The organism is Micromonospora sp. GCM10011541 (assembly GCF_042650725.1).
Taxonomy (GTDB): Bacteria; Actinomycetota; Actinomycetes; order Mycobacteriales; family Micromonosporaceae; genus Micromonospora; species Micromonospora sicca.
Genome location: NZ_JBHSBP010000083.1, coordinates 1 through 25,488, shown reverse-complemented (window position 1 = coordinate 25,488; position 25,488 = coordinate 1). Strand labels below are relative to the sequence as shown.

The following is a 25,488-nucleotide window of genomic DNA, read 5'->3' as shown; positions in this document are numbered from 1 at the left end:
GGTGCGGCGCGGCGGCCCGCTAGGCCCCCGCCAGAGCCGGGTCGGGCTGAACCGACCGGGCCGCTCGCCACGCCGGGGCACGTCGGACTTCCCGACCACGTGCAGCACCCGGCCGCGGCGCGCATCCGCTACCACCCGCACCGTCATGGCCCACCTCCTGTCGGCCTCGCGGTCGCGCCGGTCGACGGACCGCACACACCGTCCATGCTGTGCGGCTCCGGGGTGAGTGGGCCTCACCCGCCCCGGGTGAATCAGTCCGCGCCGAGCAGGGCCTGCAACTGCCGGCCGTTGCGCTGGGCGTAGTCGCGGTAGCAGTTGTTCATCAGCACGTGCGTCTGCTCGGCCTCACCGGCCAGCTCGCGCAGCTTCGGCGCCCAGTCCCGCAGCTCCCGCTCGGAGTACTCGTACCCGAACTTCTCGTGGATGTCCTTGCTGGTCCACTTGTCGCTGTGCCCGTGGAAGCGGACCACCGCCAGGTCCGCGGTGGCCGCCAGCACCGGCGGGACGGACGACCGGTGCCCCTGCGGCATGTCGACGCAGACGTACGGCAGCCGGTGCTGACGCAGGAAGCCCAGCGTCTCGTCCCGGTTGGCCCCGTCGAACCAGGACGCGTGCCGGAACTCGAAGACCGGGCGCAGCGGGGCGCACCGCTTCGCCACCTCGAGCAGGTACTGCTTGTTCTCTCGCTTGATGGTGAACCAGGGCGGGAACTGGAACAGCAGCGCGCCGAGCCGGCCCGCCTCGACCAGCGGGTCCAGGGCGGACAGGAACCGGGTCCAGACCTCCTCGTACGTCTGCGGCGGCAGATCGTCCGGGTAGACGTTCTTCTTGTCCGTCTCCGGGCGCAGGTCCTTGTAGAGCGCGCCGACCCGGGTCGGATGCCCGGTCAGCAGGCTGAACGCCTTGACGTTGAAGGTGAACCCGGGCGGGGTGCGGGCCACCCAGAGCTCCGCCGTCCGCTCCGCGGGCGGCGAGTAGTAGGTGGCGTCCACCTCGACCAGCGGGAACTGCCGGGCGTAGTAGGCCAGCCGTTTCTCCGGGGTGTCCGCGGTCGCCGGGTACCAGCCGGAGTCGAGCAGGGTCCGGTCGGTCCACGAGGCGGTGCCCACCTTGATCTCACCCATGGGTGGAGTCCACCGCGCGTCGGACCGACCGGCAACTCGGACGGCGCTCAGGCCGCCCGCCGCTCCCGGGTCTGCTTGCAGGCCACGCAGGAGGTGGCGGACGGGAAGATCTCCAGCCGCTCCACCGGGATCGGCGCGGAGCAACCCTCGCAGAACCCGTAGGTGCCCTCGTCCAGCCGGGTCAGCGCGTGCTCGAACTGGGCGCGGCGGTCCAGAATGGTGCGCAGCAGGGACTGCGCGGTGTCCCGCTCGGCGGTCTTGGTGCCGCTGTCGGCCTGGTCGTCGCCGGCGGTGTCGCCGACCTCCACCAGGCGCAGCACCTGGCTCTGCAGCACCGCCTGCTCGTACTCCGCGGTCAGCTCGTCGTAGCGCGACCGCAGGGACTGCCGGATCTGGTCGATCTCCGCCTGGGAACGGCCGGTGGCTACCGTGTCGTGGACGAGCATCGCTGCCTGCCTTTCGTGGGCCTCACATCGGTCCGGGGCGCTGTGACGCCCCGGACCTGTCCGTCGGTGGCGCGGGTGAACTCACCCGTGCTCTGTGAGCCGGGCGATTACCCGCACCTGGAAAGGATCAAACCGACGATTTTTCGCCCGTCGGCGTACCGACCGTCCGGTTCCGGCGGGCCGGCTGGTCAGCCGGGCTCCCCGGGCTCGACCACCGCCGGGTGGCGTGGGTCGTCGACCCGGACGACCACGTCGGCGAAGGACGCCGGCGCGACCTCGTCGGCGTACCGGGCGAAGGCGGGCAGCGTCCAGCGCAGCTCCGGGTCGGTACGCCGGGCCAGCGCGGCCGGGGAGAGCTCCAGGTGCACGGTGGCGTCGAAGGGCAGCCCGCCGCCGAGCAGCAGCGACCCGCTGACCAGCACCACGCCACCGGCTGGCAGCTCGACGTACCCGGCCCGGCTGGCCCGGTCGGTGACGGCGTCCCAGAGCGACGGGAGCAGCCGACCCGACCCGTCCGCGGCGGCCGGGTCGAGCACCTCCCGGCGCAGCCCGGCCTCGTCGACCCAACCCTCGTAGTAGGCGTCCGGGTTGGTCCGGCCCAGCTCCAGCCGGACCGAGGCGGGGCGGAGGAAGTCGGCGGCGAGCACGTGCAGCACCGGCCGCCCGGCGGCGCGCAGCGGGTCGACCAGGGCCGCGGCCAGCGCGTCGGGACCGGCGGCCGGTGGACCGTCGATCGCCACCCGGAGCCGCCCGGGCACGGCGGTGCCGGCCAGCCGGTCGGCCAGCTCGGCGACGAGTCGTTCGGGCGTGATCGGACGGACGCGCATCCGACCATGGTGCCCGGCCAGGGGCCCGGCCGGCTCAGCCGGTGCGGTCGACGGTGACGCGGGCGTCGTCGGCCAGCCGGTAGCCGACGCCGTAGACGGTGGTGACCAGGGGGACGTCCACGCCGACCTTGCCGCGCAGCCGTCGGACGTGCACGTCCACCGTGCGGACGCCGGCGTGCTCGTAGCCCCAGACCGCGTTGAGCAGTTGCAGCCGGGTGAAGACCCGGCGCGGATGCGCGACCAGGTGCAGCAGCAGGTCGAACTCCAGCCGGGTCAGCGGCAGCGGCTCGCCGTCGCGCAGCACCGAGCGGGAGGCGGCCAGGATGTGCAGGGTCGGGATGGTCGGGGCTAGGGGGCGGGACGGGGACCGGCCGGCCGGCACCGGGTCGGGGCGGCGCTCCACCGGGCCGGTGCCGCTGGAGATGACCGCGTCACCGCGTTCCAGCATCTCCCGGGCGGCCTCGAGCAGCCGGCGCGCGGGTGGGGTCAGGGACTCCTCGCAGGCGAGCGGGATGGACAGGGTCACCGTGAGCACGGGTGTGGCCGTGTTCGCGGGGCGACGCTGGCCGCCGGGAGGACGACCGGGAACCGCGGGTTGGGACGTATGCCATCCGGCGCGCGACGAGGCGGGGCTGACCGACATGGTCCTCCTTGGCTGGTCCGGGTATCTCCCCACGGCCCGGGACGCCGCTTCATCGATGCTTCCCGGCGCCTGTGCGAGGGTCAAGGGGCGGCTACGTTGCATGAATGTGACAATTGACGAACACATCGCAGCCACCCGCTCGCTCTCCGTGCGAGGCCAGATGATTACAGCAGAGTCGTCGGGGCGACCGGTCAAGGGGGGTGCCCGGCCGGTTCACATTGGCCGGTGGCACCGCTGCGCCCCTGCTCACGCGGGGGAACGCGGCCGGAACACGGGGACGCCGGACGCCGGCCGGGGCTCCGACCCGGGCGCCCGGAGCGACGGATGGCTCCTCCCGTCGGTTCAGTGCTCCCGGCCCACCTCGACGCGGGCCTCGTCGGCGAGCCGGTAGCCCACGCCGTGCACCGTGGTCACCAGCGGGGTGTCGGTGCCGAGCTTGGCGCGCAGCCGGCGGACGTGCACGTCCACGGTGCGGGCCACCGCGTGCTCGTAGCCCCAGACGTTGGCGAGCAACTGCCGGCGGGTGAAGACCCGGCGGGGGTGCTCGGCGAGGAAGAGCAGCAGGTCGTACTCGATCCGGGTCAGCGGGACGTCCCGCGGACCGTGGCGGACGATCCGGGGGCCGGCCAGGATCCGTACCGGGTCCGGATCGGCCGGTACGGCCGGCGGATCGGCCGGCAGGTCGGGCTGTGTCGGCGGGGCGACCGGATCGGCGGCGCGCGGCCGGCCGGCGAGGGCGCGGCCCGGCGTCTGGTGGCGGAGCATCCCCTCGCCCGTCTCGGCCAGCTCGCCGAGCAGGTCGACCAGCCGAGCCAGGCCGGGCGTCAGCGCACCGGCGGGGATCTCGAGGGTGATGGTCAGGGTCGGGGCGGGGCGGGGCCGGGACAGCGTGGTCCGGTCGGGACGGTCGGGCCGGTGCGGACGCGAGGAGATGGCGACGACGGACATGGGACCTCCTGAGCTGGCGGTCGCGCCCGCCACGCCGGGTACGGCGCGACGGTCAGCGCGGCGCCCGGCCGGCGGTGACCGGGGGCGCGGCGGACGAGGGGCGGTGCGGCGGGGTGGGGCCGAGGGTGGGCAGCCCGGCGATGCGCCAGGCGGCGAATCCGCCGACCACGTCGGTGGCCCGGTGCAGGCCCAGATCCTGCAGGGCGGCGGCGGCCAGCGAGGAGGTGTAGCCCTCCTGGCAGAGGATCACCATCGGCACGTCGTAGTCGACGGCCTGGGGCAGCCGGGCCGGACAGCGCGGGTCGAACCGCCACTCGAGCACGTTGCGTTCCACGGCGAGGGCACCGGGGACGGTGCCGTGCGCGGCGCGTTGGCCCGCCGGCCGGATGTCGACCAGCAGCGCCCCGGACCGGTACGCGAGGTGCGCCTGCTCGGGGTCGAGCCGGCGCAGCCGGGCGCGGGCGGCGGCGAGGACCTCGTCGATGCCGCGGGAGCCGGGCGGCGGGACCGGACAGCTGTCGGTGCGGGTCTGGGTGTGCGGCATCGTCGCGTCCTTCCAGGCGGATGTCGGGTCTGCGGGTGGCTGCGGTCGCTCGCCTGGCCGGCTCACCACGCCACCCCGGCCTCGGCCACGTCCCCGATCAGGAGCTGCCCGTCGAGGAGCCGGTAGCGGGTCATCCGGCGCAGTGTGGGCCGGTAGACGTGCACGCTGACCGCCGGCTGGTCGCCCCGGTTGGTCACGACGTGCACGTGTCGGGCGCCGAAGCGCCGGCCGGTGCCCGTGGCCAGCCGGTGCGGGCGCAGCCGACCGCCGCTGACCGTCTCTTCGGTGAGGGTGCCGGCGACGACCAGGAAGGCGCCGGAGGAGCCGCCGTGGTCGTGCAGATCCGTGCCCTGCCCGGGCAGCCAGCTCAATGCCCAGACCTCGTGGTCCGGCCCGGCCGCGAGCCGTGCGTACCACCGTTGCGCCCGGTCGAAGCGCAGCGGGACCGGCCAAGCGGGGGGATCCGCGTACCGGGCGGCGACGGCGAGCAGGTCGGCGGGGGGTGCGCTGGTCATGGGTCGTCCTCACGGGTGCGGAGCGGCGCGTGCCCCTCCACGATAGAAGGCAAACCCTATAGGTTTGGTAGGTAATACCGGATGCTGGGACAGCGGCGGCGCCAGGTCAGCGGATCATCGGCGGGTCCACCCGGTAGCCCGGCACGGACGGCCAGCGTACCGTCAGCACCACCGACTCCCGCTCCGCGTACCAGGAATGGTCGACACCCCGGCCCCACACCACGTAGTCGCCGGGCTTGCCGAGCACCACCGTGCGGTCCGGCAGCTCCACCCGGAACCGACCGCTGATCAGCACCAGCAGCGCGGTGCGGCGCTCTCCGGTCGCCCACCGGGACCGGGCCTCCCCCGCCGGGTGCACACCCCACTTCACCTCGACCTCCGTGCTGTGCCGGACGTCCCCCGGCGGCTTGAAGTGGCCGAGCAGCCAGCCGGCGTCGGTCGCCCCGTCCAGGTCCGCGTTGCCGACGTACACCGAATCGTCCATCCACCCCTCCCGCGCGCCGGGCTGGCAAGCTACCAGGCGCCGCCGGTCGGGGTCCCACCAACCTGGACGGATGACCGACGATCTCGACGCGCAGACGCTCGCCTCCGCGCACCGGATGTTCGACCTGGCGCGCGGCGGGGCGACCGAGGAACTGGCCGAGTACGTCGACGCCGGCCTGCCGGTCGACATGACCAACGACAAGGGCGACACGCTGCTGGCCCGGGGCGCCCACCACGCCCGGACCAACGACCGCGGCCAGACCGCGCTCGCCGCGGCCGTCTTCCGGAAGAACACCGAGGCGGTACGGGCGCTGCTCGACGCCGGCGCCGAGCCGGACCACGGCAGCCCCTCGGCGGTGGAGACGGCCCGCTTCTTCGAGCTGCCGGAAATGCTGGCCGCGCTCGGCCGGAGCTGACCACGCGCCGGACGCGCCGTCCGTCGGGGCGGTATACAGGGTCGGTGGAGGATCCTGTACCCGAGCAGATGCGCACTGCGGCCGGCGACCTGCTGGCGGCGCTCAACGAGGCGGGCCGGCAGCGCGCCGGTCACGCCTTCGACGACGAGGCGGCCCGCCGGTGGCTGGAGTACCGGCCCCGGCCCCGACCCGGCGTGCCCCTCGCCGACCTTGACGTCGCGGCCCGCAAGGCGGCGCACCGGCTGCTGGCCACCGCGCTGAGCCCGCCGGCGTACGCGCAGGCGATGGCGATCATCGCCCTTGAGGAGGTGCTCGACCGGGCGGAGGGCTGGCGGCGCGGCCGGCACAGCGGCGACTACTGGGTGGCCCTCTTCGGCGACCCGGCCGCCGACGACCGGTGGGGCTGGCGGATCGAGGGACACCACCTCTCGGTGAGCATGACGGTGGTCGCCGACCAGGTCTCCCCCGCCCCGCTCTTCTTCGGCGCCAACCCGGCCACGGTCCGGCACGCCGGCCGGCCGGTCTCCCGGCCGCTGGGACCCGAGGAGGACCTGGCCCGGGAGCTGCTGGACGCGCTCGGGCCGGCGGGCCGGGCCGCGGCGATCGTCGCCGACGAGGCGCCCACCGACATCATCAGCGCCACCCGGCCCAGCGCCCCCGGCCGGCTCGACCCGCTCGGGGTGCCCCGGAACCGGCTCACGCCGACCGGCCGGGCGCTGCTCGGCCAGCTCGTCGCCCTCTACGTCGACCGCCTCCCGCCGGAACTGGCCGCCCGGGAGGCCGGCCGGCTCGACGGCGGGGAGCTGCACTTCGCGTGGGCCGGCCCGACCCGGCCGGGGCAGCGGCACTACTACCGCGTCCAGGGCGACGACCTGCTGATCGAGTACGACAACACCACCGACGACGGCAACCACGCGCACACCGTCCTGCGCCGCCCGGCCAGCGACTTCGGCGCCGACGTCCTCGCCGCCCACCACGCCGCCGCCCACTGACCCACTCGTTCCGGGCGGCCGGCCCGCCCGGTGATCATGAAGTTGTGGTCGCGACACGCCGGTGCCGGGGACAACAGCTTCATGATCACCGCGAGTCGCGCGGGCGGGGGCCGTCAGGGGTGGCGGGCGTCGATGAGGAAGCGCTGGGCGTGGGCGACGAAGGGGCCCTCGGCGCGGATGCGGTCGTGCAGGCGGCGCAGCTCGTCGCGGTAGCGGTCGACCGTGAAGCCGGGCACGGTCCAGATCACCTTGCGCAGGAAGTACACCACGGCGGCGATGTCGTGGAAGACCGTCCGCAGGGTGGCCGTACGCAGGTCGACGACCTCCAGCCCGGCGGCCCGGGCGGCGGCGACCGCCTGCTCGGGGTGCCGGCTGGCCGGCCGCGGCAGCGGGCCGAGGATCGCCTCGCTCAGCTCGCGGACCGTGCCCGCGCCGATCTGCTGGGACAGGTAACTCCCACCGGGGCGGAGCACCCGGGCGATCTCGTCCCACCAGGTGTCCACCGGGTGTCGGCTGGTCACCAGGTCGAACGAGCCGTCCCGGAACGGCAGCGGGGGCGTCTCGGCCACCCGGACCACGGTGGCGCCGACCCGGCGCAGCGTACGGCGGGCCACCTCGACGTTCGGCGGCCAGGCCTCGGTGGCGACCAGCAGCGGCGGCGGCGTGGGCGTCTCGGCGAGCACCTCTCCCCCGCCCGTGTCGATGTCCAGGGCGGCGGCGACGGTGGCCATCCGGGCGCCCACCAGCCGGGCGTAGCCCCACGGCGGGCGTTCCTCGGTGGCCCGCCCGGCCAGCCAGGAGAAGTCCCAGCCGTCGACCGGCACGCCGGCCCCCTCGGCGATCAGCTCTTCGAAGTCACGGTCCGCGCCCACCCGGCGAGCCTGCCGCCGGCGGCCGGGCACCGGCAAGGAATTTTCGAGCCGCGCGGCGCGGCGGGGCGTCACGCCGGCGGGCGGACGATCTCGACGGTGGAGCCGGTGACCGGGCTCAGCGCCTCGAAGCCGCTCGGCTCGACGCGGCCCCGGTCGAACTGGCGCATCAACCGGGCGCCCAGCCGGACCCCCACCGCCCCGACGACCAGGGCGACCAGCTCCGTGGCGAGCAGCACGCCGGTGGCGCCGCGCTCCGGCGACTGGGCCCGGATCAGGCAGGCGAGCAGGAACAGCCCCGCCATCGCGGCGTTGACCAGGTTGAAGGTGATCGCGGTACGGCGGGTCCGGTCGGCCCGGACGTCCCACAGGTCGACCATCCCGGCGACGGTGGTGAGGGCGGCCGCGACCAGCGCGGCGACCGCGCTCCAGTAGCCCACCTCGCCGAGGAAGGCGGGGCCGCCGGCGACGTCGGCCAGGTCGAACACCGCGGCGCTGACGAAGAGTCCGAACGGGAACGTCAGCAGCATCGGTTGGATGGGGTGCCCCTGCACCCGCAGTCGGCTCTCCATCGGTTCCTCCCCAGGATCGGTGCGGTGCGCCAGTCCAGAGTGCTACCCGACCGCCAACCGGGGGGAAACGAACGCCGTTCAGCTCTCCCGGGGACGGGAGACGGTGATCACCAACCGCTCGGCCACCTCGCGCAGCGGAATGTCCAACGAGGCGGCGGCGCTGCGGAGCACGTCCAGCGCCTCCGGGGCCGGGCAGCCGCGCTGGGTCATGATCACCCCGATGGCCTGCCCGACGACCCCCTCCTCCAGCAGGGTGGCGTCCAGCTGACCGGCCGTCGCCGCCTGCCGGGCCCGGTCCCGGACCGCGGCCAGCAGCAGCCCGGCGTGCTCGGCGAGGAGCATCGCGGTGAGCTGGTGCCGGGTGGTCAGCCCGGGCCTCGCCTCGGCGTACAGGTTGATCGCGCCGATCACCTGCTCGTCGACGTCGACCGGCGCGGAGATCACTCCGCATACGCCCAGGTTGCGGGCCCGGGTGGTCCAGGCCGGCCAGCGCGACTCCCGGGTGAGGTCCTCCGCGATGATCATCTCGCGGCGGCGGATGGCGCTCATCGCCGGCGAGTCGGGGGCGTGCCGCAGGTCGTCCAGCTCGGCCAGCCGGGGGTCGGAGGCGGCCACGCCGGCCGGCTCGCCGGCCCGCAGCGCGGTGAAGCCGCAGCAGGCCACCCCCGGTACGGCGTCCCGGGCGATCCGGACCAGCTGCTCCAGCGCCTCGTCGAAGTCGGTGACCGCGATCAGGCCGGCGGTGAGCTCCCGCAGCAGTGCCGCGGTCTCCAGCACGCCCAGCGTGTCGATGGTCGACTCCCGCGTGTCCAGGTTCACCGGCTCGCGGTCCCCGCCCCCGGCGCGTACGACCACGCGGTGTCCCCGTCCGGTGCCATTGCCTGTGTCATCCCCGCTGCCTCTCCCTGACTTGAAAGCCTCGGGCTACTACCCTCCCAAATCAGGATCGAAACCGTGCAAAGGGGTCCCTTCCACGCGACCAGTGCGCCGGAAGGGACCCCTGTGACGGTCAGCGGGAACCGGAGATGAGCCGTCGCCCGACGGAGGCGATCAACCGGTCCAGCTCCGAGCCGAACGGGTTGTCGTGCACCAGGTACGTCCAGGTGGCGGTGGGCCGGACCAGCTTCGAGGCGTCCGGCTCCCAGCCCTCGTCGAACTCGGTCTCTTCGAAGGTGGCGATGGTCCGCGTCTCGATCTCGGGGATCAGCGCGTTGAACGCGGGCACGGCGCTGCGGTGGAACTCGTCGAGCGGGTCCAGCCGGCCCAGCGCCCGCAGGTGCACGCCCTCCCGGACCTCGGAGAGCTCGGCCAGGTGGTCGGCCCAGAGCCGGTCCAGGTGGTAAAGGGCGATCGACCGGGCCGCGTCGGCGAGCAGGTCCTCGTCCATCTCGCCGGCCTTCTCCGGCACCCGCTCCAGCAGCATCAGCGCGGCGATGTCGCTGGTGAGCAGCCGCTCGCGCCGCTCGGCGAGGGCCTTACGCTGCTGCTCGATCACCACGCTGTAGCGCCAGGTGTTGCGGTGGATCTCGTGGTTGACCCCCTCGGCGACCCGCTGGGCATGCTCCACCGCGTAGTCCACCTGCGGGTCGGTGACCAGGCCGTCGGCGTTCATCCGCGGCGAGGCCGGGATGGCGTCGCCGGCGTGCCGGACCACCAGGTCGTCCTCCAGGCTGACGAAGAAGACCGAGGCGCCCGGGTCGCCCTGCCGGCCGGCCCGACCGCGCAGCTGGTCGTCGACCCGGCGGCTGTCGTGCCGGCCGCTGCCGATCACGTACAGGCCGCCCAGCTCGGCCACCCGCTCCTGGTCGGTCTGGTCGCTTCCGCCGAGCCGGATGTCGACGCCCCGGCCGGCCATCTGGGTGGAGACGGTCACCGCGCCGTACGCGCCGGCCTCGGCGATGATCGCCGCCTCCTCGTCGTCGTTCTTGGCGTTGAGCACCACGCAGGGCACCCCCGCGGCGTGCAGCCCGGCGGCCAGCCCCTCGGACTCCTTCACGTCCAGGGTGCCGACCAGCACCGGCCGGCCCTGCTCGTGGCAGCGCTTGATCTCGTCGATCAGCGCCTCCTCCTTCTCGGCCCGGGTGGCGTAGAACCGGTCCGGCTCGTCCTCGCGGACGCACGGCGTGTTCGGCGGGATCACCGCCACCTCGAGGCCGAAGAACTCCCGTAGCTGGTCGCCGACGAGCACCGCGGTCGCGGTCATCCCGCAGACCGTCGGGTAGAGCGCGATGTACGCCTGCACGGCGATGGTGCCCAGCACCTCACCCTCGGCGGTCGCGTCCAGACCCTCCTTCGCCTCCACCGCGGCCTGGAGCCCGTCCGGCCAGCGGCGGCGCTGGGCGACCCGGCCGCGCATCTCGTCGATCAGCTCGACCGAGCCGTCCCGGACGATGTAGTCGACGTCGCGGTGCAGCAGGGCGTGCGCGTGCAGCGCCACATTCACCGCGGAGAGCTGCCCGACGTGCTCCTCGTCGTACAGGTCGATGCCGCCGAGCTTGGCCTCGACGGTGGCCAGGCCGACCGCGGTGAAGGCGACGCTGCGGCCGTCCTCGGCGACGGTGTAGTGCTTGCCCCTGCGCAGCCCGCGCACCAGCGCGGCGGCGGCGTGCACCGGGTCCTGCTCGCCGGGGACCGCGCCGGCGAGGACCATCGGCACCCGGGCCTCGTCGATCAGGATCGAGTCGGCCTCGTCGACGATGGCGGTCCGCAGCGGCTGCTGGACCCGGTCGGCGATGTCGGTGACGAGCTGGTCGCGCAGGTAGTCGAAGCCGGCCTCGCTGACCGAGACGTAGGTGACGTCGCAGGCGTACGCGGCGCGCCGCTCCTCGGGGGTGGAGGCCTCGTTGACCCAGCCGACGGTGAGCCCGAGCAGGGCGTAGACCGGGCTCATCCACTCGGCGTCGCGGCGGGCCAGGTAGTCGTTGACGGTGAGCACGTGGACCGGGCCGTTGCCCATCCGCACGTGCCCGTACGCGGCGATGGTGGCGGTGAGCGTCTTGCCCTCACCGGTGGCCATCTCGGCGACCTTGCCGGAGAGCAGCGCCATCGCGCCGAGCAGCTGCACGTCGTACGGCCGCTGGTCGAGGCCGCGGCGGGCGGCCTCCCGGCCGATCGCGCAGATCTCCTCGTACCCGGTGGCGGCGCCGGCGGCCTCGGTCAGCTCGGCGTCGTCGAGCCCCTGCAGCTCCTCCTCGCGCGCCTCGACGGCCGGCAGCAGCTTCTCCAGCGGGGCCAGCTCGACCGTCGTACCCGGCCGCTGGAGAAACCGCCGGAACCTGGTCTTCAACGACACACCCATGAGCGGCAACGGTACGCGAACCGAACCCGATTGTGCGGCCCGGCGCTCCCCCGGTCGTGCCGGTGTCCGGATTCGGGGCCATCCGCCCAGCTCAGGGCCTTTGCCGGGGTCAGCTGACGAGCTGCTTGTTCCCGCGGGACGGCTATGCGTAGGCCCACCCGGTGACGGCGGATCGGCCGGGGCGCTCGCACCGGCCGATCCGGTCGGCTCAGGGTGTCAGCACCACCTGGAGCTCGGAGCGGCGGCGCTCGGCCAGGTCGGTCAGCAACGCCGGCGCCTCCTCGAACGGCACCACCGCCGAGACGAGGTGCTTGCGGATCAGGTCGCCGTACTGCCGGAGCAGCTCGATGGTCTCCGCGGAGAGCCGCTCCCGGTCCCAGGTGGGGGTGAGCCCGCGCGGCACCCGCCCGATCTGCGCGCAGCGCAGCGACAGGCCGTTGTGATGGAACTCCTCGCCGAGCCGGACCTCGTCCGCACCCGCCTGGTAGAAGGCCAGGTCGATGATCGTGCCCTGGGGGCGCAGCAGACGCAGCGCGAGGTGCAGCGCCCAGGCCTGGCCCCGGCACTGGAACACCACGTCGGCGCCGCGGTCGCCGGCGGAGTGGTTCCACCGGGTCTTGAGCACCACCGCCGGGTCGTCGGCCTCCGGGTCGAGGGTCTCCAGGCCGAGCGCCTCGGCCACCTCGCGCCGCTGCGGCGTCGGGTCCAGCACCACCACCGAGGCGGCGCCGTGCCGCCGGGCGAGCAGCGCGGTGAGCAGGGCGACGACGCCGCTGCCGACGACCGCGACCCGGCGGCCGCGGACGCCGTCGCCGAGCGAGCGCACGTCGGTGCCGCAGAGGTCGGCGGCGGCGTGCAGCAGGCCGTTGGCGCAGATCGGGCCCATGTGCGCGACGTAGATGCCGAGCAGCGGGTCCAGGTCCTCCGGCAGCGGCACGAAGCGTTCGGCGACCGGGTCGGCGACGTACCCGGTGCGGTGCCCGTAGGTCATGGCGCCCACGGTCCCGACCCCGATCGCCGGGGTGCGGCTCTCCACCACCCGGCCCACCTGCATGTAACCGAGCCGGTTTACCGGGTACGGCGTGCTCGCCTCCCCGGGCTGGAACAGGCCGAGGTCGGCGTTCCAGGTGACGTTGAGGTAGGGGTTGGTGCCCTTGACGTAGCTCAGTTCGGTGCCGGCGGAGACGCCGCTGTGGAGCGTCTCCACCCGGAACGTGCCGTCCCGCAGCTCGGCGGCGTCCTGCTCGACCAGTTCCACCCGCCCGGGGGCGCTGACCACCACGACCTTGTCACGCATCGACGGTCACCCCCGCCGGCGTGGCGTCCGCCACCGCCGTCCGGGGCCGGGCGGCCGGCCCGGTGGGCAGCGACACGCTCCGCCCCGTCCGGGCGGACTCGGCCACCGCGAGGGCCAGCCGCTGGGTACGCAGCGCCTCCGCGTACGGGACGCGGACGTCGTCGCCGACCCCCCGCACGGCGTCGACGAAGGCCCGGTCGACGGCCGCCCGGGCGCCGTCCGGGTCGGCGGGCAGGTGCCGCTCGCCGTCCCCGTCGCAGACGGTCAGGCCGTCCTCGGCCAGCGACAGCGCCAGCCCGTCGGCGAGGATCTCCACGCCGGCCCGGTGCTTCCAGCCCAGCACGCACGCCGCGGCGAGCGTGCCGACGGCGCCGCCCTCGAACCGCAGCGTCGCCGCGGTGACCGAGTCGATGTCGGCGCCGTCTACCGGCGGCGGGGCTCCGTCGCCGTACGCGGTCACCTCGGTGGCCTCGCCGACCAGCGCGCGGATCAGGTCGAGCACGTGCGCGGCCTGCTCCACCACCGGGCCGCCGGAGCGGTCCCGCCGGGCCCACCAGGCCACCGGCGGCACCTTGTCCAGCCAGGAGCCGTTGACCATCCGCACCGGGCGGTCGGCGAGCAGCTCCCGGGCCTGCTCGACCACGTGCAGGTAACGCCAGTGGTGGCCGACCGCGGTCAGCAGCTGCCGCCGCTCGACCAGGGCGGCGATCCGCTCCGCGGTCTCCAGGTCCACCGCGACCGGCTTCTCCACGAACATCGGCACGCCGGCGGCGATCACCGCCTCCTCGACCGGCCCGTGCGCGAACGGCGGCACGCAGACGTACACGGCGTCCGGGCCGGCGGCGAGCAGCTCGTCCACGTCGGCGAAGGCCCGGGCACCGTGCGTCCCGGCCAGCGCCTCCGCCGCGTCCCGGGCCACGTCGGTCACCCCGAGCAGTTCCACGTCCTCGAAGCCGGTCAAGACGCGGGCGTGGCGTTGCGCCACCCCGCCGGCCCCTACCAGTCCCACCCGGCACACGCGCATCCCACAGACCCTCTCGCCACGGTTTCCCGACTACCCGGACAGCTCTCCCCCTGCCGGCACCCCACCAAACCCGGCGGGCGGCGCAATCAGACGTTCACCCGCCGGGAACCGGCCGGTGTCCGGGACGTGATCAGGCTGGTAGGCATGATCCGGTTAGCGCGGGGTCGGTACTGGGAAATCCAGTTCCCGCGTTTCCGCCACGACCTGGGGGTGCCTGTGCGGGATACAGAACAGATCGTCTCACCGGTAGTGGAGGCCTGGGCCACCTATCGAACGACGTCGGCCGGCGACTGGCCGGCCCGACGCCTGCTGCGGGCCAAGGGTTGCAGCCGGGTCAGCGTGGTGCTGCCGGCCCGCAACGAGGAGGCCACGGTGGGCGCGATCGTGTCGACGATCCGCGAACACCTGATGGACCGGCTTCCCCTGGTCGACGAGCTGATCGTGGTCGACTCCCGGTCGACCGACCGGACCGCCCAGGTGGCCCGGGCCGCCGGGGCCGAGGTGGTCAGCCAGGACGCGATGACCCGGGGGCTGCCCCAGCTGACCGGCAAGGGCGACGCGCTCTGGGCCGGGCTGGCCGCCGCCGAGGGCGACGTGGTCGCCTTCGTCGACGCCGACCTGCGCGAGTTCCGGCCGCACTTCGTCACGGGCCTGATCGGCCCGCTGCTGACCGACCCGTCGGTCGACTTCGTCAAGGGCTTCTACCACCGCCCGCTGGTCGGCGCGACCGGCGTGGAGGCCGACGGCGGCGGCCGGGTGACCGAGCTGATGGCCCGGCCGCTGCTCAACCTCTTCTGGCCGGAGCTGGCCGGCTTCGTGCAGCCCCTCGCCGGCGAGTACGCGGGCCGCCGGGAGGTGCTGGAGCAGGTGCCGTTCGTCTCCGGCTACGGCGTGGAGACGGCGATGCTGATCGACCTGCTGGAGCTGGTCGGCCTGGACGCATTGGCGCAGGTGGACCTGGGTGAGCGCAAGCACCGCCACCAGGACACCGCGGCGTTGGGCCGGATGTCTGCCCAGATCATGCTGACCGCCTGGTCGCGCCTGCAGCGCCGGGGCTGGGCCGGCCCGGGCACCACCCCCGCCGCCCTGCTCACCCAGTTTCGGCGCGGCGGTTCCGAGGCGCTGCCCAATCTGGACCGCGAGATCGTGGTGAGCGACGTCTCGATCGAGGAGCGTCCGCCGCTGGCGCAGCTGCGGCACCGGGTGCCGCGGCGGCGGGTGGCGGCGTGAGGCCACCGGGCGACGGTGGCGACGGCCGGTCCCGGCGACCGGCGCGCAGCGGTGACGGCCGGCCCGTGGGGCCGGTCGCTGGCACGCGGAGGGCCGACGGGGGCGCCGCCGACGGAAGGAACCCGACACGATGAGTCTCACCGTGCTGATGAACGCCGGTCCCTGGTTGTCCGTGCCGCCCCCCGGCTACGGCGGGATCGAGAACGTGGTGGCGACCCTGGTGCCCGAGCTGCGCCGGCTCGGCGTCCGGGTGGTGCTGGCCTCGGTGGAGACCAGCACCCTGCCGGTCGACGAGAAGATCTCGGTCTTCCCGGACGGCCAGTTCCACGCCCTGCAGCGGCCGTACAACCAGGTCTGCGGGGTCTCCCAGGCGCACCTCGGCGGGGTGGTGCGCGCGCTGCACGCCCGCGACGACATCGACCTGGTGCACGACCACGTGGAGGCGGTCGGGCTGGCCACCATGGCCGCGATGGGCCCGGACGCCCCGCCGGCGCTGCACACCCTGCACTGGGACCTGGCGAAGCACCCGGAGCTGTACGGCAACCTGGACGGCGGTGACCGGGTCCGGGTCAACGGCGTCTCCGCCTCGCAGCTGGCCCGCGCCCCGCAGGCGCTGCGCGACCATTCGGTGGGGCACGTGCACCTGTCCACCCCGCTCGCCGTCGACGCGGACCGGCGGCCCCCGGTGGACCAGGGCGACCACGTGATCATCCTGGGTCGGATCAACCCGGGCAAGGGCCAGGACCTGGGCGCCCGGCTGGCCCGGCAGGTGGGCTTCCCGCTGGTCCTGGCCGGCCCGGTCGGGCCGTACCACCGGCCGGAGGACCTGGCCGCGGCGGGCGACGAGGCCCGGCAGAACCCGGACGTGCGGTTCTTCTACGACCACGTCGCCCCGCACGTCGACGGCGACCTCGTCCGCTGGGTCGGCACGGTCGCCGGCCAGGAGCGCGACGACCTGCTCGCGAGCGCCCGGGCCGCGCTCTTCCCGCTGCGCTGGGAGGAGCCCGGCGGCACCGCCGTGGTCGAGTCCCTCGCCCTGGGTACGCCGGTGGTCTCCACCGCCCGCGGCTGCCTGCCCGAGCTGATCGAGCACGGGCGCACCGGACTGCTCACCACCGACGAGGAGGAGCTGGGCGACCTGGTGCTGGCCGCCGGCCTGCTGGATCCGGCCGAGTGCCGCCGGGAGGCCGCCGCCCGGTTCACCCCGGCGATGATGGCCGAGCAGTACGTCGGGCTGTACGAGCGGGTCCGCCAGCTCGCCGCCCGCCCCCTGCTGCCGGAGCGTCCGTACCGGCCCGGCCGCACCGACGGGTGGTGGCCGGGCCGGCGTTTGTCGCCGGCCGGAACGGGAAAGCCCGCCGTCCGTTCCAGGTGAGGAAACGTCGTGACGAACTCGATGGCCCACTCCCGGGGCCGACGCAACCCGGCCGACGGCCGCGCCCCGGTACGCCGGGCCGCGGCCGCGGCCGGCGTGGTCTTCCTGATCGTCGGAGTGCTCGGCTTCATACCGGGGATCACCAGCAACTTCGGCGACCTGGGCTTCGCCGGACACGAGTCGGACGCGAAGCTGCTCGGCCTGTTCCAGGTCTCGGTGCTGCACAACATCGTGCACCTGCTGTTCGGCATCGCCGGCCTGGCGCTGTCCCGGACCGTCTCCGCTGCCCGGGCATACCTGCTCGGCGGCGGCGCCATCTATCTGGTGCTCTGGCTGTACGGCCTGGTGGTCGACCAATCCAGCGGCGCGAACTTCGTCCCGCTCAACGGGGCCAACAACTGGCTGCACATCTTCCTCGGGATCGGCATGATCGCCCTCGGCCTGCTCACCACGCGTGGTGGGAAACGCCGCTGAGCGGGGCCCCGGTGGGCGGCTGGTCCGGTTTGACCGGACTGGGCGACGGGTAGTTCCCAGGTCCGCGACGAAACGGAATCGAGGAACGATGCCGAGCCGGATCAGCTGCGAGGTCTGCGACGAGTCGCCGGTCACCCTCGTCCGGCTTGCGGGCGCGCTCGACCTGGCGACCATGCGCGCGGTGCACACGGTGCTGGACCGCTGCCTCACCGCCCAGCCGGACGCCCTGGTGGTCGACCTGTCCGAGGTCGACGTCGCCGACCGGCTGGCGCTCTCCGTCTTCGCCGCGGCCGCCCGCCGGGCCGCCGACTGGCCCGCCGTACCGATCGTGCTCTGCGCACCGCCGCCGGACGCGGCGGTCTGGCTCGCCGAGACGACCGCCTGCCGGGTGGTGCCGGTCCGGCCGGACTGCGCGGAGGCCACCGCGCTGGCGGGCGCGTGGGCGGCGCCGCGGCTGCGGGCCCGCCTGGAGCCCGTCGCCGGCGCCTGCCGACGGGCCCGGGAGCTGGTCACCGACGCCTGCGGGCGGTGGAACATCCCCGAGCTGATCGGCCCGGCATCGCTGGTGCTGACCGAGCTGGTGGGCAACGTGGTCCGACACGCCGGCACGCCGATGCAGGTGACGCTGACCCTGCGGCGGCCGTACCTCCGCCTGGCCGTGACGGACGGCAGCCGGGCTGCGGCGCGGGCCACGACCGGTCAGGACCCGCGGGCGGAGGGGGGCCGCGGGCTGCTGCTGGTCCGCGAGCTGACCCAGCGCTGGGGCAGCGCGCCGGCCGGTGACGGCAAGGTCGTCTGGGCGATGCTACCGGCGAACTGACCTAATTTTCCGCTCTCGCCTGGTTTTATGGCAGAAGGCCGGGTACGTGCCCGTCCTTACTGTCGTCACGACGGGGTGAGAGATATGCCCAAACGGGTAGTCACGGAGCTGGCCCGAGACCGGGGGCCCGCGATCCTCGCGCCCGCCCGGTTCGGCGGCTATCCCGGCCCGGTCCGGACCGCGATCAAGGGCAACACGCTGCTCAAGGTCCTGGGTACGACCGACGCCAAGCTGATCGGCCTGCTGTACCTGGTGACGTCGTTCCTCTTCTTCCTGATCGGCGGGGTGCTGGCGCTGCTGCTGCGGGCCGAGCTGGCCCGACCGGGCATGCAGTTCCTCTCCCCCGAGCAGTACAACCAGGCGTTCACCATGCACGGCACGATCATGCTGCTGTTCTTCGCCACCCCGCTGGTGTTCGCCTTCGGCAACTACATCGTCCCGCTCCAGATCGGCGCCCCGGACGTCTCGTTCCCCCGGCTGAACGCCTTGGCGTACTGGCTGTATCTGTTCGGCGGGTCGATACTCATGGCCAGCTTCTTCACCCCGGCTGGCGCGGCGGACTTCGGCTGGTTCGCGTACACGCCCCTGAGCACCGCCCAGCACAGCCCGGGGGTCGGCGGAAACATGTGGGTGGTCGGGCTGGCCCTCTCCGGGCTGGGCACGATCCTCGGCGCAGTCAACATGATCACCACCATCGTCACCCTGCGCGCCCCCGGGATGACCATGTTCCGGATGCCGATCTTCACCTGGAACCTGCTGCTGACCAGCGTCCTGGTGATCTTCGTCTTCCCGCTGCTGGCCGCCGCGCTCTTCGCCCTCGCCTCGGACCGGATCCTGCACTCACACGTCTTCGACCCGACCACCGGCGGGCCGATGCTCTGGCAGCACATGTTCTGGTTCTTCGGCCATCCCGAGGTGTACATCGTGGCGCTGCCGTTCTTCGGCATCATCTCCGAGATCATCCCGGTGTTCGCCCGCAAGCCGATCTTCGGCTACACCGGTATCGTGCTCGCCACCATCGCGATCACCGTGCTGTCGATGACCGTCTGGGCGCACCACATGTTCGGCACCGGCCAGGTGCTGCTGCCGTTCTTCAGCATCCTGAGCTACCTCATCGCGGTGCCGACCGGGGTGAAGTTCTTCAACTGGATCGGCACCATGTGGAAGGGGCAGCTCACCTTCGAAACGCCGATGCTCTTCGCCATCGGCTTCCTGACCACCTTCCTGCTCGGCGGCCTGACCGGAGTGCTGCTGGCCAGCCCGCCGGCGGACTTCCACACCACCGACACCTATTTCGTCGTGGCGCACTTCCACTACGTGCTCTTCGGCACGATCGTCTTCGCCGCGTTCGGCGGGGCCTATTTCTGGTTCCCCAAGATGACCGGGCGGCTGCTCGACGAACGCCTGGGCAAGGCGCACTTCTGGACGATGTTCGTCGGCTTCCACATGACCTTCCTGGTCCAGCACTGGCTGGGCAACGAGGGCATGCCCCGTCGGTACGCCGACTACCTGCCCACCGACGGGTTCGACACGCTCAACGCGATCTCCAGCATCGGGGCGTTCATCCTGGGGGCGTCCACGCTGTTCTTCATCTACAACGTCTGGAAGTCCTGGCGGTACGGCACGATGGTCTCCGTCGACGACCCCTGGGGCTTCGGCAACTCCCTGGAGTGGGCCACCACCTGCCCGCCCCCGCTGCGCAACTTCGACCGGATGCCCCGGATCCGCTCCGAGCGCCCCGCCTTCGACGCCAAGTACGGCAAACTCGTCGCCGACCTCGGCCGGGACCTGCCGCAGCGCACCACCAAGCCGCCGCAGCACTTCGCCGAGGAGCTGCATCTCGAGCCGCGCGTGCCCGAGTCGCCGGCCGCCGAGGGGGCGCACGGCGCCCGCGAGGCCGTCGAGCACCATCCCGCGCCGCAGTCCGGGGCGCGGCCGGTGGTGGTGCCGGAGCCGGAGCAGATCCGCCGGCCGAGCTTCGAGGAGACCGACGTGCTCGAGGAGGTCGAGCCGGGCGCGGAGCGCCGACCGCCGGAGAGCGAGCGGTGGCGCCACCCGCGCGGGCACGAGGACAACCCCGAGCGCTGAGCGTCACGAAACGAAGGGGGCCGGCGCCACGAGCGCCGGCCCCCTTCCTCGTCCCGTACCGGCCAGGTTCAGTCGCAGGCGGCCGGCAGGCCGGCGGCGGCGAGCGAACGGCGTACCGCGGGCTGCACCCGGGTCAACCGCAGCGGCACCCCGGTCCGGGCTGCCGCATCCCGGCCGGCCATCAGCGCGGCGATGCCACCCGCGTCGACGCCGCCCGCGCCGACCAGGTCCACCACCACCTCGCGGGGCTGCCCGGTCACCGCCTCCAACATCGCCCGGCGCAACTGGTCCGCGCCGTCCCGGCCGACGTCGCCGCCGACCTCGACGACCACCCGGTCGCCGTTCTGCCGCACCGAGATCCTCGTCTTCGCCGGCTCCGCCGACTCGGCGGCCCCGTTCTGCCACGGTGGCGGGGCGTCGGCGAGCATCGCCTGGCGCAGCCAGGTCAGCGCCCGGGACAGCAGCCGGGAGACGTGCATCTGGGAGATGCCGAACCGGGCCGCGATCTCCGCCTGCGTCTGGTTGCCGTAGAAGCGCATGGCGAGGATCCGCCGCTCCCGCCAGGGCAGCGCGTGCAGCAGCCCGCTGACGGTCACCCGGTCGTCCACGGACTCCAGCGCGTTGTCCGACTCGCCGACCAGGTCGCCGAACTCGGCGGAACTCTCCCCGCCGACCGGGGCGTTGAGCGAGGCCGGGCTGTAGCCGGCCGCCGACTCCAGCGCGGCGAGGATCTCCTCCTCCGGCGTCTCCAGCCGTTGGGCCAGCTCGGCGACCGTGGGCGCCCGGGACAGCTCGCTGGTCAGCGCCGCCGTCGCCTGCCCCACCTCCAGGATCAGGTCGCGCAGCCGGCGGGGCACGTGCACACCCCAGGTGCGGTCCCGGAAGTGCCGTTTGATCTCACCGACGATGGTGATCGCCGCGTAAGCGGTGAAGGATCCCCGTTCCGGGTCGTACCGGTCGACGGCGTTGACCAGGCCCAGACGGGCCACCTGCTCCAGGTCCTCCAGCGGTTCCCCCCGACCCCGGTAGCGGCGGGCCAGCCGCCCGGCGAACGGCAGCGCGAAGCGGACCAGGTCGTCCCGTGCCTCCTGCCGCCGCTCCGGCGGCAGGCCTTCGATCCGTGCCGCGTACGCCAGCGCCGCCGCGTCGAGGTCCTCCAGGCCCCGATCGGTGGGTGGTGGTGTGGTCGTGGTGGTATGTCCGAACATCCGCGCCTCCCTCAGGAAGGTCCCCCGCCCGGATTGGGAAACCGGTCATGCGCGTGGTCGGGCCACGCACCGGGCCGGAAGTGGGTTACGTGACTGGCACGCCAGGAGCGACGACAGCTCGCCACACGGCCTCATCGGCCGTCGCAGCGAGCGGTGTTCCCGCTCCGTAGGTACTCAATCACGGACCGCGAGTTCGCGAGGATGTTTCGCCAGGGTTGGTGCCGGCCGGGGTGGACCGGTCCGCCGGCCCACCGGTCGAATCCGGTCAGGAGACCAGCAATCCCTGGTGGGCGCCGGTGTCCCGGAGCACGTCGACCGCCTCGGCGAGGCGCAGCGGCGGCGGGACCGGCAGGTCGTACGGCTGGTTGCGCAACACCTCCGTGGCACGGCGGGTGGGCACCGAGCTGACCGGGTAGCCGCGCGCGGACCCCCGGTCCAGGGACCGCCGCCGGCGCCCGAACGCGGCCACCGCCAGCCACTGCGGCAGACCGGCCAGCGCCGGCGACCGGACGCCCGGCGGCTCGGGCAGCACGTCGACCGAGCTGAACGGCTCGCTGCCGGCGAGCCACCACTCCACCCCCTCCACCCGGCGCCGGGTCGCGTTCTCGCACCAGTACGGCACCATGCCGGCCCGGACCACCTGCCAGGGGTCGAGCAGCCGCCCACACTCCACCACCAGCCGGTCGCCGGTCTTGCCGGACCGCCGCAGCCACCGCCGGTACAGGTCGGCCGTGGCGGCGCTGAGCGCGTCCGGCTGCGGGAAGAGCACCCGGTGCAGCGGATGGCCGTGCCGGCCGGCCCAGTTCCGGGCGCTGAGTTCGAAACCCGACTCCACGCCGTGCTCGGCGTGCCCCGGCGGGGCGGACACCTCCGGGGGCTCCCAGTGCGCCCCGTCGCCGCCGGCGGAGCGGAGCACCTGGCGCAGCGCGTGCGCATCCGGGTGGAAGTCCACCGGCTCCAGGCCGCTGGCCGGGGAGCCGACCTGGAAGCTGTGGCCCCGGCCCTCGTCGAGCACCGGCCACGTCCGGGCGTCCCGCAGCAGCAGCACCGCCGCGCCCGGTTCGAGCCGGTCGGCCAGGAACCGCGCGTACGCCGCCGGCAGGCGCCGCCACCGCACCGCGAGGGTCACGGTGGCGCCGGCGAGGGCGCCCCGGCTGGCGGGACAGTGGACCTGCCGGACGTGCACGTCCGAGTTGCCGGCCAGCAGCCGGGCGGCGAGGGCCGCGCCGTGGTCGAGGGCGGCCCGCGGCCGGTCGACCGCGCCGTGCGTCCAGTGCGCGGTCAGCTCGAAGGCGGCCGGCAGCCAGGGCACGCCCAGCGCCACCGCCAGGTGCGCGGCCGCACCGTGCGCCGAGCCGAGCACCACCCCCGGGTAGCGGCGCCGCGGATACTGGTCCACCATCCACCGCGCCACGCGCTCGGCGTCCACCTCGGCGGTCTGCGCGGGGGTGAGGGCGACCCGTCCGGCGGCCCGGGCCGCCGCGGCCCGGCGGACCGGCTCCGGGGCGCCGGTGAAGCGGGACAGCGGGCTGGGGTGCCCGAGGTCGCCGCAGTCGGCGCCGCGCAGCGCCCGGGCGGTCGCCGCGACCAGGATCCGGGCGGTGCTGCCCGCCGCCACGACCCGGTCACCGGCCAGCCCGGCACCCTCCGCCGTGAGCCCCATCTGCACCTCCGGCCCCGGCCCCACCTTGCCTCGTTCGCTCACCACGCGGCCCGGCTTCCCGTCCCTATGCGGTCTAAACGGGGCATCCCCCCACGGGGAGGATCAATCCTCGGGTGCGCGGCGGCGGGGCGGTCCGGACGCACGGAACCCAGCCGCGTCGTGTCGCCGGGTTCCACGCCCGCCGGCGCAAAACCTGCCGCACGGGGCTGACAACTGCTCACTCTCCCGTGATCAAACATACGAATATATGAGTGTTAGTATCGTTCTGTGAAGCTTGCCGAGTGGGCGCGCCGTAACGGTGTGCACCCGCAGACCGCGTACCGCTGGTTCCGTGAGGGGACCATGCCGGTGCCCGCTCGGCGTCTTCCGTCCGGCACGATCATGGTGGAGGTGACCGACGACGCCCGGCAGGGTCAGGTCGTCGTCTACGCCCGGGTGTCGTCGGTTGACCAGCGAGCCGACCTGGACCGGCAGGTCGCCCGGGTGACCGCCTGGGTCACCGGGCGGGACATGGCCGTCGCGCGGGTGGTGACCGAGGTCGGGTCCGCGTTGAACGGGCGGCGCAAGAAGTTCCTCGGGCTGCTGCGCGACCCGGCCGTGTCGACGATCGTGGTGGAGCACCGGGATCGGTTCGCGCGGTTCGGTGCCGAGTATGTTGAGGCGGCGCTGGCCGCGCAGGGGCGCCGGCTGATGGTGGTCGATCCAGCCGAGGTGGACGACGACCTCGTGCGGGACGTCACGGAGATCCTCACTAGTCTCTGCGCCCGACTGTACGGCCGCCGCGCAGCGGCGAACCGGGCCAGCCGCGCCGTGGCCGCCGCCACCACCAAGGACGAGTCGTGAAGCGGTACGAGCCGCCGGCCGGCTGGACCGTGCAGGCGTACCGGTTCGCCCTCGACCCGAGTGACGCCCAGGTTCTCGGTCTGCGCCGGAACACCGGCGCGGCTCGGTTCGCGTACAACCACATGCTGCGGCGGGTCAGCGCGGTGAAGGCGCAGCGCGCTGCCGAGGCCAGCTACGGAGTAGCCGAGGCGGACCTGACGCCATGGCAGGGCTGGTCCCTGCCGGACCTGCGGCGCACCTGGAACGAGATCAAGCAGTGGGTGGCGCCATGGTGGGCGGAGTGTTCCAAGGAGGCGTTCAACACCGGCCTGGCGAACCTGTCCGCAGCACTGGGCAACTGGCAGGCGTCACGCACCGGCACCCGCAAGGGCCGCCGGATGGGCTGGCCCCGCGCCAAGAAGAAAAACGGCCGTAGGTCGGCCCGGTTCACCACCGGCGCGATCCGGGTCGACCCCAGCTACCGGCATGTGATGCTGCCCCGGCTGGGTCGCATCCGCACCCACGAGTCGACCCGCAAGCTGGCCCGCCGGGTACGGGCGGGCACCGCGACGATCCTGTCCGCCACGGTCACCGAGACCGCCGGCAGGTGGTTCTGCTCGTTCCAGGTCGCGGTCCAGCGCACGGTCGGACGGCGGCCGGCGCACGCGCCGAAAGCCGGCCGGGTCGTCGGCGTGGACGCCGGGATCAAGCACCTGGCGGTGCTGTCCACCGGCGAGATGGTGCCGAACCCGGCGCCGTTCAAGGCCGCGTTGAGGAAACTCGGCAAGGCCCAACGCCGGGCCGCCCGGCGGATCGGCCCCTACGACCCGGAGGCCAGGCGCAAACGGACTGCGTCGAACCGGTGGCAGCGGGCACAGGACGCGGTGGCTCGACTACACGCCACAGTCTCGGCCGTCCGCGCCGACTCGTGGCACCAACTCACCACCCGCCTGGCGCAGCAGTTCACCACGGTCGTGGTCGAGGACCTCCACGTGGCCGGGATGGTCCGCAACCGCAGGCTGGCCCGGTCCCTGACCGACGCCGCCCCGGCGACGCTGCGCCGGCACCTCGGCTACAAGACCGGCTGGTACGGCAGCACGCTGTACGTCGCCGACCGGTGGTACCCCAGCTCCAAGACGTGCTCCGCCTGCAAGACGGTGAAACCCAAGCTGTCGCTGGCCGAGCGCATGTTCCACTGCACCGCGTGCGGACTGTCCCTGGACCGGGACGTCAACGCGGCACGTAATCTTGCCGCGCTCGTGCGGCACGTCGACCTGGAGTTGCTGGGCGACGCAAAAACAGGACGTGGAGCCTACGTAAGACCCGTAAGACCTGCACCCGCAGGCGGGGCAGCGGGCCGTGAAGCGTCTAGACCGGTTCATCCGGTCAACGTCGCCCGGCAACGGACGACTGCCAATCATGAGTCACGTTTGCTCACTGAAAGGTAACGGTTTCCGCGACACCCGAACCGCCGCCACCTCCCCCGCCCATGCACGAGAACGAGCCGACCACCCGGCGGCGACCATGACCCTGCCCCCTCCCCTCCCCACCACCCGGCGATCTTGCAGTTGGTGCCCGGGCGAAATGGGGCAAAGCCCGTGCGGGGCGGGCCCCAAGTGCGAGATCGGCGCGCCTCGACGTGCTCGTCGTGCGTAGAAGCGGAGCCGCCGGTGCAGGCCGAACAGCGAGACTTGGCTTGTATCCGGTGCAACCGGCCGTGGCCGTACTCGTCCAGCTGGCCTAGACGCAACGCCGTTCAGTTAGGGCGGCGGTTGGCGTGTCAAGGGTCGGGGCTGATGACGTCGATGCT

The 25,488-nt window shown here is 73.6% G+C and carries 25 protein-coding genes; 9 read left to right on the top strand and 16 right to left on the bottom strand.

The genetic code is table 11. The annotated features are described in order from the left end of the window. Positions 1 to 251: 251 nt before the first annotated feature. The 8 genes from ACFOYX_RS29955 to ACFOYX_RS29920 form a co-directional block, all read right to left on the bottom strand. On the bottom strand, positions 252 to 1,124 hold the full coding sequence (locus tag ACFOYX_RS29955) for a DUF72 domain-containing protein (RefSeq protein ID WP_322441809.1): 873 nt from the start codon (positions 1,122 to 1,124) through the stop codon (positions 252 to 254). Positions 1,125 to 1,171: 47 nt separating this feature from the next. Next, positions 1,172 to 1,570 carry a TraR/DksA C4-type zinc finger protein gene (locus ACFOYX_RS29950; RefSeq protein ID WP_109804844.1) on the bottom strand — a complete coding sequence of 133 codons (399 nt, stop codon included), beginning with the start codon at positions 1,568 to 1,570 and terminating at the stop codon, positions 1,172 to 1,174. Between the two features lie 188 nt (positions 1,571 to 1,758). After that, a complete protein-coding gene (locus ACFOYX_RS29945; RefSeq protein ID WP_322441810.1) occupies positions 1,759 to 2,397 on the bottom strand; it encodes a uridine kinase in 639 nt (212 codons plus the stop codon). A gap of 34 nt (positions 2,398 to 2,431) precedes the next feature. Next, positions 2,432 to 3,040: a winged helix-turn-helix domain-containing protein gene (locus ACFOYX_RS29940; protein ID WP_322441811.1), complete on the bottom strand. Its 609-nt coding sequence runs from the start codon at positions 3,038 to 3,040 to the stop codon at positions 2,432 to 2,434. Between the two features lie 342 nt (positions 3,041 to 3,382). Next, on the bottom strand, positions 3,383 to 3,988 hold the full coding sequence (locus tag ACFOYX_RS29935) for a winged helix-turn-helix domain-containing protein (protein ID WP_322441812.1): 606 nt from the start codon (positions 3,986 to 3,988) through the stop codon (positions 3,383 to 3,385). A gap of 52 nt (positions 3,989 to 4,040) precedes the next feature. Beyond that, positions 4,041 to 4,532 (bottom strand): rhodanese-like domain-containing protein, encoded by a 492-nt coding sequence (locus ACFOYX_RS29930; protein WP_322441813.1) that lies wholly within the window; start codon positions 4,530 to 4,532, stop codon positions 4,041 to 4,043. A gap of 62 nt (positions 4,533 to 4,594) precedes the next feature. Beyond that, a complete protein-coding gene (locus tag ACFOYX_RS29925; protein WP_322441814.1) occupies positions 4,595 to 5,047 on the bottom strand; it encodes a cysteine dioxygenase family protein in 453 nt (150 codons plus the stop codon). A gap of 106 nt (positions 5,048 to 5,153) precedes the next feature. Next, positions 5,154 to 5,531, bottom strand: coding sequence for a signal peptidase I (locus tag ACFOYX_RS29920; protein WP_322441815.1), 378 nt, complete (start codon positions 5,529 to 5,531; stop codon positions 5,154 to 5,156). A gap of 70 nt (positions 5,532 to 5,601) precedes the next feature. On the opposite strand from ACFOYX_RS29920, the gene ACFOYX_RS29915 reads away from it, so the two are divergent. Beyond that, a complete protein-coding gene (locus ACFOYX_RS29915) occupies positions 5,602 to 5,946 on the top strand; it encodes an ankyrin repeat domain-containing protein (RefSeq protein WP_322441816.1) in 345 nt (114 codons plus the stop codon). Between the two features lie 68 nt (positions 5,947 to 6,014). After that, positions 6,015 to 6,938: a DUF3500 domain-containing protein gene (locus ACFOYX_RS29910; protein WP_377534612.1), complete on the top strand. Its 924-nt coding sequence runs from the start codon at positions 6,015 to 6,017 to the stop codon at positions 6,936 to 6,938. A gap of 113 nt (positions 6,939 to 7,051) precedes the next feature. On the opposite strand, the gene ACFOYX_RS29905 is transcribed toward ACFOYX_RS29910, so the two are convergent. From ACFOYX_RS29905 to ACFOYX_RS29880, 6 genes are all read right to left on the bottom strand, one after another. Beyond that, entirely contained in the window at positions 7,052 to 7,810 is a 759-nt protein-coding gene (locus ACFOYX_RS29905) for a class I SAM-dependent methyltransferase (protein ID WP_109800752.1), read from the bottom strand. A 68-nt stretch (positions 7,811 to 7,878) separates the two neighbouring features. Beyond that, positions 7,879 to 8,379 carry a DUF2231 domain-containing protein gene (locus tag ACFOYX_RS29900; RefSeq protein ID WP_322441818.1) on the bottom strand — a complete coding sequence of 167 codons (501 nt, stop codon included), beginning with the start codon at positions 8,377 to 8,379 and terminating at the stop codon, positions 7,879 to 7,881. A 78-nt stretch (positions 8,380 to 8,457) separates the two neighbouring features. After that, the gene (locus ACFOYX_RS29895; protein WP_322441881.1) at positions 8,458 to 9,198 is read right to left on the bottom strand and encodes a GAF and ANTAR domain-containing protein; all 741 of its coding nucleotides are present in this window, start codon (positions 9,196 to 9,198) and stop codon (positions 8,458 to 8,460) included. Between the two features lie 190 nt (positions 9,199 to 9,388). After that, positions 9,389 to 11,677, bottom strand: coding sequence for an accessory Sec system translocase SecA2 (gene secA2 / locus ACFOYX_RS29890; RefSeq protein WP_322441819.1), 2,289 nt, complete (start codon positions 11,675 to 11,677; stop codon positions 9,389 to 9,391). A gap of 208 nt (positions 11,678 to 11,885) precedes the next feature. After that, positions 11,886 to 12,974, bottom strand: coding sequence for a zinc-binding dehydrogenase (locus tag ACFOYX_RS29885; protein WP_322441821.1), 1,089 nt, complete (start codon positions 12,972 to 12,974; stop codon positions 11,886 to 11,888). After that, positions 12,967 to 13,998 (bottom strand): Gfo/Idh/MocA family oxidoreductase, encoded by a 1,032-nt coding sequence (locus ACFOYX_RS29880; RefSeq protein ID WP_322441822.1) that lies wholly within the window; start codon positions 13,996 to 13,998, stop codon positions 12,967 to 12,969. Before ACFOYX_RS29880 ends, ACFOYX_RS29885 begins: the two co-directional genes overlap by 8 nt. Before the next feature lie 216 nt (positions 13,999 to 14,214). Between ACFOYX_RS29880 and ACFOYX_RS29875 the strand changes: the two genes are divergently transcribed. The 5 genes from ACFOYX_RS29875 (at position 14,215) to ctaD (ending at position 19,985) form a co-directional block, all read left to right on the top strand. After that, positions 14,215 to 15,228 (top strand): glucosyl-3-phosphoglycerate synthase, encoded by a 1,014-nt coding sequence (locus ACFOYX_RS29875; RefSeq protein ID WP_109800748.1) that lies wholly within the window; start codon positions 14,215 to 14,217, stop codon positions 15,226 to 15,228. A gap of 130 nt (positions 15,229 to 15,358) precedes the next feature. Then, on the top strand, positions 15,359 to 16,603 hold the full coding sequence (locus ACFOYX_RS29870) for a glycosyltransferase (RefSeq protein ID WP_322441823.1): 1,245 nt from the start codon (positions 15,359 to 15,361) through the stop codon (positions 16,601 to 16,603). 21 nt (positions 16,604 to 16,624) lie between these two features. Next, positions 16,625 to 17,077, top strand: a complete 453-nt coding sequence (locus ACFOYX_RS29865) for a DUF4383 domain-containing protein (RefSeq protein ID WP_322441882.1) — start codon at positions 16,625 to 16,627, stop codon at positions 17,075 to 17,077. An 88-nt stretch (positions 17,078 to 17,165) separates the two neighbouring features. Next, entirely contained in the window at positions 17,166 to 17,897 is a 732-nt protein-coding gene (locus ACFOYX_RS29860; RefSeq protein WP_322441824.1) for an ATP-binding protein, read from the top strand. A gap of 84 nt (positions 17,898 to 17,981) precedes the next feature. Further along, the gene (gene ctaD / locus ACFOYX_RS29855; RefSeq protein WP_322441825.1) at positions 17,982 to 19,985 is read left to right on the top strand and encodes a cytochrome c oxidase subunit I; all 2,004 of its coding nucleotides are present in this window, start codon (positions 17,982 to 17,984) and stop codon (positions 19,983 to 19,985) included. A gap of 68 nt (positions 19,986 to 20,053) precedes the next feature. Here the strand turns inward: ctaD and ACFOYX_RS29850 are convergent, their stop codons facing one another. Together ACFOYX_RS29850 and ACFOYX_RS29845 are read right to left on the bottom strand one after the other, a co-directional pair. Further along, complete coding sequence (locus ACFOYX_RS29850; protein WP_322441826.1) at positions 20,054 to 21,193, bottom strand: SigB/SigF/SigG family RNA polymerase sigma factor; 1,140 nt, start codon at positions 21,191 to 21,193, stop codon at positions 20,054 to 20,056. Positions 21,194 to 21,458: 265 nt separating this feature from the next. Then, positions 21,459 to 22,856 carry a hypothetical protein gene (locus ACFOYX_RS29845; RefSeq protein WP_322441883.1) on the bottom strand — a complete coding sequence of 466 codons (1,398 nt, stop codon included), beginning with the start codon at positions 22,854 to 22,856 and terminating at the stop codon, positions 21,459 to 21,461. Positions 22,857 to 23,123: 267 nt separating this feature from the next. Between ACFOYX_RS29845 and ACFOYX_RS29840 the strand changes: the two genes are divergently transcribed. Together ACFOYX_RS29840 and tnpB are read left to right on the top strand one after the other, a co-directional pair. Further along, on the top strand, positions 23,124 to 23,699 hold the full coding sequence (locus ACFOYX_RS29840; protein ID WP_322441827.1) for an IS607 family transposase: 576 nt from the start codon (positions 23,124 to 23,126) through the stop codon (positions 23,697 to 23,699). Further along, positions 23,696 to 25,126: an IS607 family element RNA-guided endonuclease TnpB gene (tnpB, locus tag ACFOYX_RS29835; RefSeq protein WP_322441828.1), complete on the top strand. Its 1,431-nt coding sequence runs from the start codon at positions 23,696 to 23,698 to the stop codon at positions 25,124 to 25,126. Before ACFOYX_RS29840 ends, tnpB begins: the two co-directional genes overlap by 4 nt. Positions 25,127 to 25,488 lie beyond the last annotated feature (362 nt).

What these genes read in the sequence shown, in the direction of transcription:
- ACFOYX_RS29955 (WP_322441809.1), bottom strand. Translation starts at nt 1,124, where the DNA reads ATGGGTGAGATCAAGGTGGGCACCGCCTCGTGGACCGACCGGACCCTG.
- ACFOYX_RS29845 (WP_322441883.1), bottom strand. Translation starts at nt 22,856, where the DNA reads ATGGGGCTCACGGCGGAGGGTGCCGGGCTGGCCGGTGACCGGGTCGTG.
- ACFOYX_RS29860 (WP_322441824.1), top strand. Translation starts at nt 17,166, where the DNA reads ATGCCGAGCCGGATCAGCTGCGAGGTCTGCGACGAGTCGCCGGTCACC.
- ACFOYX_RS29930 (WP_322441813.1), bottom strand. Translation starts at nt 4,532, where the DNA reads ATGCCGCACACCCAGACCCGCACCGACAGCTGTCCGGTCCCGCCGCCC.
- ACFOYX_RS29865 (WP_322441882.1), top strand. Translation starts at nt 16,625, where the DNA reads ATGGCCCACTCCCGGGGCCGACGCAACCCGGCCGACGGCCGCGCCCCG.
- ACFOYX_RS29915 (WP_322441816.1), top strand. Translation starts at nt 5,602, where the DNA reads ATGACCGACGATCTCGACGCGCAGACGCTCGCCTCCGCGCACCGGATG.
- ACFOYX_RS29925 (WP_322441814.1), bottom strand. Translation starts at nt 5,047, where the DNA reads ATGACCAGCGCACCCCCCGCCGACCTGCTCGCCGTCGCCGCCCGGTAC.
- ACFOYX_RS29935 (WP_322441812.1), bottom strand. Translation starts at nt 3,988, where the DNA reads ATGTCCGTCGTCGCCATCTCCTCGCGTCCGCACCGGCCCGACCGTCCC.
- ACFOYX_RS29900 (WP_322441818.1), bottom strand. Translation starts at nt 8,379, where the DNA reads ATGGAGAGCCGACTGCGGGTGCAGGGGCACCCCATCCAACCGATGCTG.
- ACFOYX_RS29945 (WP_322441810.1), bottom strand. Translation starts at nt 2,397, where the DNA reads ATGCGCGTCCGTCCGATCACGCCCGAACGACTCGTCGCCGAGCTGGCC.
- ACFOYX_RS29950 (WP_109804844.1), bottom strand. Translation starts at nt 1,570, where the DNA reads ATGCTCGTCCACGACACGGTAGCCACCGGCCGTTCCCAGGCGGAGATC.
- ACFOYX_RS29940 (WP_322441811.1), bottom strand. Translation starts at nt 3,040, where the DNA reads ATGTCGGTCAGCCCCGCCTCGTCGCGCGCCGGATGGCATACGTCCCAA.
- ACFOYX_RS29885 (WP_322441821.1), bottom strand. Translation starts at nt 12,974, where the DNA reads ATGCGTGACAAGGTCGTGGTGGTCAGCGCCCCCGGGCGGGTGGAACTG.
- ACFOYX_RS29920 (WP_322441815.1), bottom strand. Translation starts at nt 5,531, where the DNA reads ATGGACGATTCGGTGTACGTCGGCAACGCGGACCTGGACGGGGCGACC.
- ACFOYX_RS29880 (WP_322441822.1), bottom strand. Translation starts at nt 13,998, where the DNA reads ATGCGCGTGTGCCGGGTGGGACTGGTAGGGGCCGGCGGGGTGGCGCAA.
- ACFOYX_RS29870 (WP_322441823.1), top strand. Translation starts at nt 15,359, where the DNA reads ATGAGTCTCACCGTGCTGATGAACGCCGGTCCCTGGTTGTCCGTGCCG.
- ctaD (WP_322441825.1), top strand. Translation starts at nt 17,982, where the DNA reads ATGCCCAAACGGGTAGTCACGGAGCTGGCCCGAGACCGGGGGCCCGCG.
- ACFOYX_RS29850 (WP_322441826.1), bottom strand. Translation starts at nt 21,193, where the DNA reads ATGTTCGGACATACCACCACGACCACACCACCACCCACCGATCGGGGC.
- secA2 (WP_322441819.1), bottom strand. Translation starts at nt 11,677, where the DNA reads ATGGGTGTGTCGTTGAAGACCAGGTTCCGGCGGTTTCTCCAGCGGCCG.
- ACFOYX_RS29910 (WP_377534612.1), top strand. Translation starts at nt 6,015, where the DNA reads ATGCGCACTGCGGCCGGCGACCTGCTGGCGGCGCTCAACGAGGCGGGC.